The sequence below is a fragment of the Citrobacter sp. Cb031 genome (assembly GCF_030336725.1).
GTDB classification, from domain to species: Bacteria; Pseudomonadota; Gammaproteobacteria; order Enterobacterales; family Enterobacteriaceae; genus Citrobacter; species Citrobacter braakii.
Genome location: NZ_JAOWDA010000031.1, coordinates 21,513 through 30,375, shown reverse-complemented (window position 1 = coordinate 30,375; position 8,863 = coordinate 21,513). Strand labels below are relative to the sequence as shown.

The 8,863-nt window shown below is 48.4% G+C and carries 10 protein-coding genes; 6 read left to right on the top strand and 4 right to left on the bottom strand.

Annotated features, from left to right (window positions below; all coding sequences use genetic code 11):
* Positions 1 to 120 precede the first annotated feature (120 nt).
* Positions 121 to 300: a protein CcgAI gene (ccgAI, locus tag OGV93_RS13145; protein WP_000214483.1), complete on the top strand. Its 180-nt coding sequence runs from the start codon at positions 121 to 123 to the stop codon at positions 298 to 300.
* A gap of 54 nt (positions 301 to 354) precedes the next feature.
* Entirely contained in the window at positions 355 to 675 is a 321-nt protein-coding gene (ccgAII, locus tag OGV93_RS13140; protein ID WP_001749971.1) for a protein CcgAII, read from the top strand.
* Between the two features lie 110 nt (positions 676 to 785).
* Here the strand turns inward: ccgAII and OGV93_RS13135 are convergent, their stop codons facing one another.
* From OGV93_RS13135 to stbA, 4 genes are all read right to left on the bottom strand, one after another.
* Positions 786 to 1,130 carry a hypothetical protein gene (locus OGV93_RS13135; RefSeq protein WP_000999874.1) on the bottom strand — a complete coding sequence of 115 codons (345 nt, stop codon included), beginning with the start codon at positions 1,128 to 1,130 and terminating at the stop codon, positions 786 to 788.
* Positions 1,131 to 1,311: 181 nt separating this feature from the next.
* The gene (gene stbC / locus OGV93_RS13130; protein ID WP_000414913.1) at positions 1,312 to 1,680 is read right to left on the bottom strand and encodes a plasmid stabilization protein StbC; all 369 of its coding nucleotides are present in this window, start codon (positions 1,678 to 1,680) and stop codon (positions 1,312 to 1,314) included.
* A gap of 1 nt (position 1,681) precedes the next feature.
* Positions 1,682 to 2,398, bottom strand: a complete 717-nt coding sequence (stbB, locus tag OGV93_RS13125; RefSeq protein WP_001749973.1) for a StbB family protein — start codon at positions 2,396 to 2,398, stop codon at positions 1,682 to 1,684.
* An 8-nt stretch (positions 2,399 to 2,406) separates the two neighbouring features.
* Positions 2,407 to 2,826, bottom strand: a complete 420-nt coding sequence (gene stbA, locus OGV93_RS13120) for a plasmid stabilization protein StbA (protein WP_001749974.1) — start codon at positions 2,824 to 2,826, stop codon at positions 2,407 to 2,409.
* Between the two features lie 627 nt (positions 2,827 to 3,453).
* On the opposite strand from stbA, the gene OGV93_RS13115 reads away from it, so the two are divergent.
* From OGV93_RS13115 to OGV93_RS13100, 4 genes are read left to right on the top strand one after another with little or no spacing between them, the layout of a single operon-like run.
* Positions 3,454 to 3,744, top strand: a complete 291-nt coding sequence (locus OGV93_RS13115; RefSeq protein WP_000706094.1) for a hypothetical protein — start codon at positions 3,454 to 3,456, stop codon at positions 3,742 to 3,744.
* A 1-nt stretch (position 3,745) separates the two neighbouring features.
* Positions 3,746 to 5,275: a type IV secretion system DNA-binding domain-containing protein gene (locus OGV93_RS13110; RefSeq protein ID WP_001749976.1), complete on the top strand. Its 1,530-nt coding sequence runs from the start codon at positions 3,746 to 3,748 to the stop codon at positions 5,273 to 5,275.
* Complete coding sequence (gene mobF / locus OGV93_RS13105) at positions 5,275 to 8,523, top strand: MobF family relaxase (RefSeq protein ID WP_059333668.1); 3,249 nt, start codon at positions 5,275 to 5,277, stop codon at positions 8,521 to 8,523. Before OGV93_RS13110 ends, mobF begins: the two co-directional genes overlap by 1 nt.
* Positions 8,523 to 8,696, top strand: a complete 174-nt coding sequence (locus tag OGV93_RS13100) for a hypothetical protein (RefSeq protein WP_001749978.1) — start codon at positions 8,523 to 8,525, stop codon at positions 8,694 to 8,696. The genes mobF and OGV93_RS13100 overlap by 1 nt, the downstream gene beginning before the upstream one ends.
* Positions 8,697 to 8,863: the final 167 nt, after the last annotated feature.

Genomic DNA, 8,863 nt, shown 5'->3' with positions numbered 1-8,863 from the left:
ACATGTAAATAAATTCCGTACTTGTATTGACTTTAAAGGCGTAATCACCGATAATTAAATCATCGGGAGGCAATACCGCCACCCGAAAAATTGCCGGTATCGGATCACTAAGGAGTAAGCATGACCACTGTTACCACCCCTTCCCAGCTGAAAAAAGAAGTCGAATCTCAGAAAGAATTATTGCTGCGCGCCTGCCTCGAAGCGTTCAACCAGCTGCCTAATCAGCGCCTGCAAGGCGCTTTCACATCGACGTATGCACTGGCGGCAAAATTAGACCAGCTGCTGCAACAAACTAAATAGCACTGACGACCCGGCCAAGCCGGGTCTTTAACAGAAAGATCGAGGACAAACGACATGACCACACAAACCCTTGAGCAGACTCTTGAAGATTTTCGTCGCCAGTGTGAGAGTTTTGCGCGCGAACAGCAGCCCCGCTGCGGCCTGATTTATGAACTGTATCAGCGCCGCCTGAGCGCGGTTATTGACGGCTATCTTGCTGGCGTTCCGGCCGAGTATCGGGAAGAACTGATCGCGGTAGCGCGGCGTGAATTTGACTATCTGACCCAAGACGAGATCGCGGAAGAAATCCGGCAGGATCGGGAAAACGATTATTGCAGCCACGGTATTGAGCGTAATTGTTGCCCGCTGGGCTGCGGAGATCTAGACGATTACTGAGCCGCCGAAAGAAAAAAACCCGGATTGACCGGGCTTTTTTCTTTCCGCTGCGCGGCCGTTTCAGTTATTACTCCGCGCTGCTTTTGGCAATTTCTGTATAGCACAATACACTACACATTAAGCTCGTTTGCTTCGACGGCTAGCCAGCAGTTAAAGGTTTCGCTCTGCCGTTCGCCGCCGCAACCTCCCTCCGCTTTCAGCTTTCCGCAAGCCTGGCATTTCCCCAGCTGCGCCTTTTGCTCCTGCCACTGTTGCCAGTTTCGGATCAGCAGCAGTTGGAAAAACTCATTCGTGGAATAGGCTGTTCGTCCTGGACGACGAACCCGGCAAAGCTCCTGTAACATTGCTTCTTCCTGTTTTGTTAGCGTGACTGTCACGCTAGCGCCTTCCTCTTTGAGTCGCGCGCGGCGCCGGGCCTGGCGAATACGGGCTTGTTCACGCTGTCGGTCATTCATATTTTTCCTCCACGTGACTGTCACGTTGAATTAAACCGGGCATTACCCCTGCGGGGCCGTTCTGCCGTGCTGCGCATCGAGCCGCTACGCGTCTCGCCCCTTCGGGCGGCGGCCACTAATGCCTCCGGCCTGCGGCCTCCGCGCTTCGCTTGAAAAAAAACCGGGACATGCCCGGTTTACATTATCTCAGTAGAATTATGGCTATCGCGGCACCCACGGCGGCGCCCACAATAGTGCAGCCAGCTGTAATAAAAAGGATCTGACGGGTTAACGTCTCAGCTCTGGACGCCTGCGCGCGGCGGAACTTCGTCAGAAATTCCTCACGCGCCTTAGCATCATCACTAATTGCCAGGCTAATTGAACGCTGGTTTTCTACTAAAGTCCGTTTAAGAGAGTCTGCCGTCTCTCCTAAACTTTCGGTGTCTTTTGCCAGCTTTTCCGAAAGCGCAGAAAGTATCTCAGTCATTTCTTTCTGACTTGCGGTGATTTCCTTCGCGTCACCTAAAAACCAATCCATCAGAACTTCAAATTTATCTGGCTGCTTTTCCATTTTATTCTCCCATTAAAGCCGCATATGCTTTATCGAGATTAGCTTTAACAGGAATTGCCTGTTTCATGTAGGTATAACGGCGGGCCAGTTTTTTGCGCTCGTCAGCATCCGTTGTTTGTTTAGCGCGGGCTTTAAATTCTTCTGGATCTTCAGCGGTCAATGCTTCGAATGAGATACGGTGATACGCGAGATATTCGAAAACTTCACTGTTATAAATAACAGATTTCTTGCTGATTTTGCCAACTTTCGTTCGTTTGACAAATTCAAATACCGGCGCCAGTACATCCTCTACTTCACTATCTGGACTAATGCGGTTTGGAACAAAGATGATTTTATCGCTGCTTACACCTGCCTTACTTAACGTATGTGCTGTTTTCAGGCTTTCATCAATGGCCTTATTATCAGGCGTAACCGGGATTACATACTTATCAAATTCATTCGCGCCACTGTCAAAGCGGGACATTGCCATCAGGAACGCTTCTACGTTTGACGCACCAATATCAATAATCCCGGCATCTTCAAAAACAATATCTTCAATCAACCGTGAAAAGTCATCACCTTTAAAAATGGAAACATTCTCAATCCCCAGATCGGAAGCAGACTGGTTGATAGTTTCAACCGCATAGAATTTTGCTCCAGTCAGACGCGGGGCTAACAGGTAGGATGAAATTAAGGTTTTACCAACGCTGCCACTGTAATTAATTACCGCTACTTTCATAAATCACCTCAGAATTTTTTATTGAACATCTTAGGGTCGAAATCTTCACTGATTTTATTGAAGAACTCTTTATCAATAATGCCGGGACTTTCTTTTTTTTCACTTCCTTGCGGTTCAGGCTCAGGCGGCGTTTGTGTATTGTGCAATACACTTTCCTCTGCACCTTTCTCGCTACCTCCTTTTTGTGTATTGTGCAATACACTATCATCATTGTTCGGCATCCTTTCATGTGTATTGTGCATTCCATTTTTCCGGATTTGCCGCGCTCTATATAGGGACGTATCAAAGCTACGAACGTTCACACCTTCCAGGCCGAAGCGTTCAGAAACTGCCTTATAAATTTCCTCCCTGGAAACTCCCAGTGACAGCATTTCTTCTATTTCCGGCAACATCAACTGAAGTGCCGCCCTGATACTTTTGGGCTTCATAGTACCCTCATTTAGAATGATGTAATTTTGATGTAATTTTGATGTAATTTTGATGTACTTTTGATGTACTTTTGTTGTACTGGCTACCTCATGACCAAAGAATGATGTAATTTTGTTGTACTGTCAACCTTCAAGTGATGTAATTTTGATGTAATTTTGATGTACTTTTGTTGTACTGGTATTCATGCAAGCATGAATACGGAATATTGAACGCTTTTTAGCCAGTTAGTCCTTAACCTACGTAGATCGCCCCTACCAAAAAAGATGATTTTTTATCCCTTAACCTGCTATACACCTAACGCAGCGCGATAAATCACGCTATCATACTGATTTAAAAGATAAAAAAATAAATAGCAACAATATTCGGTAATAATTAGGTATTAAAAACACCCAATAACTCATTGTTTTATAATGAGTTTGCTTTATTACTTTGGTAATACTAAGATTTCAGCTTGTTAGATCCCAATTTTTTGTTTAAAAAATGCACAATGTGAGGACTGAATGCCAATAATAACCGCAAAAGTATCAGATGAACTTTTGGCCTATATAGACCTGGTTTCAGGAGGTAATCGGTCAGATTATCTGCGGCGCTGCATTGAAGCTGGCCCAGGTGATCGGGAGTCCGGGTTGAAAATAGTTGCCGACCGGCTGAGCGACGTAAATCGCAAACTGGATTATCTTTTTGACCGTGCTTCAGATGCGGATTTTGGCCCACTGCGCGATGAGCTGAAGGCAATAACCGAAACGCTATCTGGCGTAAAATTCCCACCGGCAGGACAGATGATGTTGCATGAATCACTCGCTATTGAAACGCTAATCCTCCTGCGCTCGATAGCAGAACCGGGCAAAACCAAAGCGGCAAAAGCAGAGGTTGAACGTAACGGCTACAAAGTCTGGGAACCAAAAAAGGAGCGCTGAAATGGACGATAGAGAAAGAGGCTTAGCATTTTTATTTGCAATTACTTTGCCTCCAGTGATGGTATGGTTTCTAGTTGCAAAATTTACCTACGGTATTGATCCATCCACGGCTAAATACCTGATTCCGTATCTGGTTAAGAATACTTTTTCGCTATGGCCTTTATGGTCAGCTTTAATTGCTGGCTGGTTTATTGGTGTTGGCGGTCTGATCGCTTTTATCATTTATGATAAATCACGCGTGTTTAAAGGCGAAAGATTCAAAAAGATTTATCGTGGTACAGAGCTTGTTAGCGCCAGAACACTCGCTGATAAAACACGCGAAAGAGGTGTCAACCAGTTAACCGTGGCTAATATCCCCATACCTACATACGCTGAGAACTTGCATTTTTCGATTGCCGGTACAACCGGTACTGGTAAAACCACAATTTTCAATGAACTGTTATTTAAGAGCATCATTAGAGGCGGCAAAAATATTGCTTTAGATCCAAATGGGGGGTTCTTAAAGAATTTCTATCGTCCCGGCGATGTTATTTTAAACGCCTATGATAAACGCACTGAAGGCTGGGTGTTTTTCAATGAAATTCGCCGTTCATATGATTACGAGCGCTTAGTGAACTCTATTGTTCAGGAAAGCCCTGATATGGCTACTGAAGAATGGTTCGGCTATGGCCGTCTTATTTTTAGTGAAGTTTCGAAAAAACTTCACAGCCTATACAGCACAGTAACTATGGAAGAAGTTATTCACTGGGCCTGTAACGTTGACCAGAAAAAATTAAAAGAATTTTTAATGGGGACGCCTGCCGAAGCTATTTTTTCCGGGTCTGAAAAAGCAGTTGGAAGCGCGCGATTTGTTCTCAGTAAGAATCTTGCCCCACATTTGAAAATGCCGGAAGGTAATTTTTCCCTGCGTGACTGGCTTGATGATGGAAAGCCGGGAACCTTGTTTATCACCTGGCAGGAAGAAATGAAAAGGTCACTTAATCCGCTAATTTCCTGCTGGCTGGATTCGATTTTTTCTATCGTGCTGGGTATGGGTGAAAAAGAAAGCCGCATTAATGTATTTATTGACGAGCTGGAATCACTCCAGTTTCTGCCAAACCTCAACGATGCACTGACCAAAGGGCGTAAAAGCGGTCTGTGTGTTTATGCTGGCTATCAAACCTATTCTCAGCTGGTTAAGGTTTATGGTCGGGATATGGCTCAGACAATTCTGGCTAACATGCGTTCTAACATCGTGCTGGGCGGCAGCCGTCTCGGTGATGAAACGTTGGATCAAATGTCGCGCTCACTCGGTGAGATAGAAGGCGAAGTTGAGCGTAAAGAATCCGATCCTCAGAAGCCCTGGATTGTCCGTAAACGCCGCGACGTTAAAGTTGTTCGTGCCGTAACGCCTACCGAAATATCAATGTTGCCAAACCTCACCGGCTATCTGGCGTTGCCTGGTGATATGCCCGTCGCTAAGTTCAAGGCTAAACACGTTAAATACCATCGCAAAAACCCTGTTCCTGGCATTGAACTGAGGGATATCTGATGCTTGATATAACCACGATTACCCGCCAGAACGTCACTAGCGTTGTGGGCTACTACTCTGATGCAAAGGATGATTACTACAGTAAGGATTCATCATTCACGTCCTGGCAGGGAACCGGAGCTGAAGCCCTCGGCTTATCCGGGGACGTTGAATCAGCCCGGTTTAAAGAGCTGCTTGTCGGTGAGATAGATACCTTCACGCATATGCAGCGACACGTGGGTGATGCCAAAAAAGAGCGTCTGGGCTACGACCTGACGTTTTCAGCGCCTAAAGGGGTATCCATGCAGGCGCTGATACACGGCGATAAAACCATTATCGAGGCTCATGAAAAAGCTGTTGCCGCTGCTGTGCGTGAAGCTGAAAAACTCGCGCAGGCCCGGACGACTCGCCAGGGGAAATCAGTAACCCAGAATACCAATAACCTTGTCGTCGCTACTTTCCGCCACGAAACGTCCAGGGCGCTAGATCCTGATTTGCACACACACGCTTTTGTCATGAACATGACCCAGCGCGAGGACGGCCAGTGGCGCGCGCTCAAAAATGATGAGCTGATGCGTAATAAAATGCACCTGGGCGATGTTTACAAACAGGAGCTGGCGTTGGAGTTGACCAAAGCCGGTTATGAGCTGCGTTACAACAGCAAAAATAACACGTTCGATATGGCCCATTTTTCAGATGAACAGATTCGCGCTTTTTCCCGCCGGTCGGAGCAAATTGAAAAGGGACTCGCTGCAATGGGGCTGACGCGGGAAACCGCCGATGCTCAGACGAAAAGCCGCGTCTCGATGGCTACGCGTGAAAAGAAAACAGAGCATTCCCGTGAAGAAATTCACCAGGAATGGGCCAGCCGCGCCAAAACGCTCGGCATTGATTTTGATAACCGTGAATGGCAGGGACACGGTAAACCTCTGGAGGCTGATATAGCGCGCAACATGGCCCCGGATTTTACCAGCCCGGAGGTTAAAGCTGACCGGGCTATCCAGTTTGCAGTTAAGTCGCTGTCAGAGCGCGATGCCAGCTTTGAACGCCAGAAGCTGATTCAAATCGCTAATAAGCAGGTGCTGGGCCATGCCACAATAGCCGATGTTGAAAAAGCGTACCTGAAGGCGGTACAGAAGGGCGCCATCATCGAGGGCGAAGCCCGGTATCAATCAACTCTGAAGGTCGGTGCTTCAGTTATGGCCGAAACTCTGACGCGCAAAGAGTGGATCGACTCGCTGACGAATAGCGGGATGCGTGCGGATAAAGCCCGTTTTGCGGTAGATGATGGTATTAAAAACGGCAGGCTTAAAAAGACCAGCCACCGCGTCACTACCGTGGAGGGTATTCGCCTTGAGCGTTCCATTCTGACTATCGAATCACGCGGCCGGGGGCAGATGCCGCGACAGCTGACCGCAGAGATTGCAGGCCAGCTGCTTGCCGGGAAAACCCTCAAGAAGGAGCAGATGCGCGCGGTTACAGAAATTGTGACGAGCAAAGATCGGTTTGTGGCCGCACATGGTTACGCCGGTACCGGTAAAAGCTATATGACGATGGCCGCTAAAGAGCTGCTGGAGTCACAAGGGCTGAAGGTCACGGCGCTGGCCCCCTATGGGACACAGAAAAAAGCGCTTGAAGATGATGGATTACCGGCCCGCACCGTTGCCGCTTTCCTCAAAGCGAAGGATAAAAAGCTGGATGAAAAATCAGTCGTATTCATTGATGAAGCCGGGGTTATACCCGCCCGACAGATGAAACAGCTGATGGAGGTGATCGAGAAGCATAACGCTCGCGCGGTATTCCTGGGGGATACGTCACAGACGAAAGCGGTAGAAGCCGGTAAGCCTTTTGAGCAGCTGATTAAAGCAGGTATGCAGACCAGCTACATGAAAGACATTCAGCGACAGAAGAATGAAGTTTTGCTTGAGGCGGTTAAGTATGCCGCTGAAGGTAATGCCGCGCGCGCCCTGAAAAATATCACCGGCGTGAACGAACTGAAGGAAGAAGCGCCCCGACTCTCTCAACTAGCCGATCGCTACCTGTCTCTGTCCTCAGAACAACAGGATGCCACCCTGATAATCTCTGGTACGAACGCCTCACGCAAAACCCTCAATGACTACATCCGGGGCAATCTGGGGCTTGCCGGAACCGGCGAAACGTTCACGCTACTTGACCGCGTGGATTCGACACAGGCGGAACGCCGCGACAGCCGTTATTTCAGTAAAGGGCAAATCATTATCCCCGAACAGGATTACAAAAATGGTATGAAGCGGGGCGAGTCTTACCAGGTTCTTGATACCGGGCCGGGCAACAAATTGACGGTTGAAAGCAGCAGCGGTGAGCAGATCGCTTTCAGCCCGCGTACACACACCAAGCTGTCTGTATACCAGGCAGTCAGCGCCGAACTGGCGCCGGGCGATAAGGTTATGGTAACGCGTAACGATAAAACGCTGGACGTTGCCAACGGCGACCGCTTCACGGTGAAAACCGTGGAGGGTGAAAAACTGACGCTTGAGGACAAAAAAGGGCGCACGGTTGAGCTGGACAAAAAACAGGCTTCTTATCTTTCCTATGCTTATGCAACCACCGTCCACAAATCCCAGGGGCTTACCTGTGATCGCGTGTTGTTCAACATAGATACCAAATCGCTTACCACTTCTAAGGACGTTTTTTATGTTGGTATTTCGCGTGCGCGTCATGAGGTGGAAATTTTTACCGACGATAAAAAATCTTTGGCATCGAGCGTGAGCCGCGACAGCCCGAAAACCACGGCCGCAGAAATTGACCGTTTCTTTGGGCTTGAGGCCAGGTTTAAGGATATTGGCCGCGATACCAGTTTAGAAACCCGATCAGCTGAAAAAGGTCTGCCAGAAGCCACGGGGGAAAGCATGGCGTTTAACCAGAAACCCGATGAACATAACATGACAACCGGCACTGATTATCAGCCGGTGAGCAACGCAGAGGACGCCTTTCATCTTAAGCAGAACCCTATGGATGATTCCGTTGGCCTGCGGCGTCATGAAGCACAGCAAAATGATGCAGAACTGGCCCATGATTATGCTGCTGCCGACGATCAGCAGTGGAGCGCGCAGGAGTATGCCGATTACGAGCATTATGCCGAAGCATCAGACTACGACTTTGACAGCAGCATTTACGACGATTACGCCATGCCGCAGACGTCTCAGGCGGAACAGAGCCATACCGGAAAAGAACACACCCATGAGCATGAGCATGAGCATGAGCATGAAGAAGGGGGCCATGAAATCTGATGGAGCAGACCGACAAGCGCAAGCAGGATAAACTGAAGTTCGACCGGGTAATTAATCTGGCGCGCAGACTGCCGCAACCGGCGATCCATGACTTACTACGCGCGCTGATACTGCCAATTCAGGCCGATTACTTGCTGGGGTCGTCTCAGAATTCGGAAAATAAAGCACGCTAGCGGTTGATCTGTCAGGTTGAAGCCTGAGAGGCCGAGCGCAGATCGTCAGAAAAGGCGAAAAACGATCCTAATCTGACGCAACATAGGTGGGGTGCCTGACGCCCGGTTGAGGCGTACTTCAACTGGACACCATTCCAGAAAGACCAAGCATGGCATGGCCTGCCGCT

Excerpts from the sequence above, each read along its gene's own strand:
- OGV93_RS13135 (WP_000999874.1), bottom strand. The coding sequence starts at position 1,130 with ATGAATGACCGACAGCGTGAACAAGCCCGTATTCGCCAGGCCCGGCGC.
- ccgAI (WP_000214483.1), top strand. The coding sequence starts at position 121 with ATGACCACTGTTACCACCCCTTCCCAGCTGAAAAAAGAAGTCGAATCT.
- OGV93_RS13110 (WP_001749976.1), top strand. The coding sequence starts at position 3,746 with ATGGACGATAGAGAAAGAGGCTTAGCATTTTTATTTGCAATTACTTTG.
- stbB (WP_001749973.1), bottom strand. The coding sequence starts at position 2,398 with ATGAAAGTAGCGGTAATTAATTACAGTGGCAGCGTTGGTAAAACCTTA.
- ccgAII (WP_001749971.1), top strand. The coding sequence starts at position 355 with ATGACCACACAAACCCTTGAGCAGACTCTTGAAGATTTTCGTCGCCAG.
- stbA (WP_001749974.1), bottom strand. The coding sequence starts at position 2,826 with ATGAAGCCCAAAAGTATCAGGGCGGCACTTCAGTTGATGTTGCCGGAA.
- mobF (WP_059333668.1), top strand. The coding sequence starts at position 5,275 with ATGCTTGATATAACCACGATTACCCGCCAGAACGTCACTAGCGTTGTG.
- OGV93_RS13100 (WP_001749978.1), top strand. The coding sequence starts at position 8,523 with ATGGAGCAGACCGACAAGCGCAAGCAGGATAAACTGAAGTTCGACCGG.
- stbC (WP_000414913.1), bottom strand. The coding sequence starts at position 1,680 with ATGGAAAAGCAGCCAGATAAATTTGAAGTTCTGATGGATTGGTTTTTA.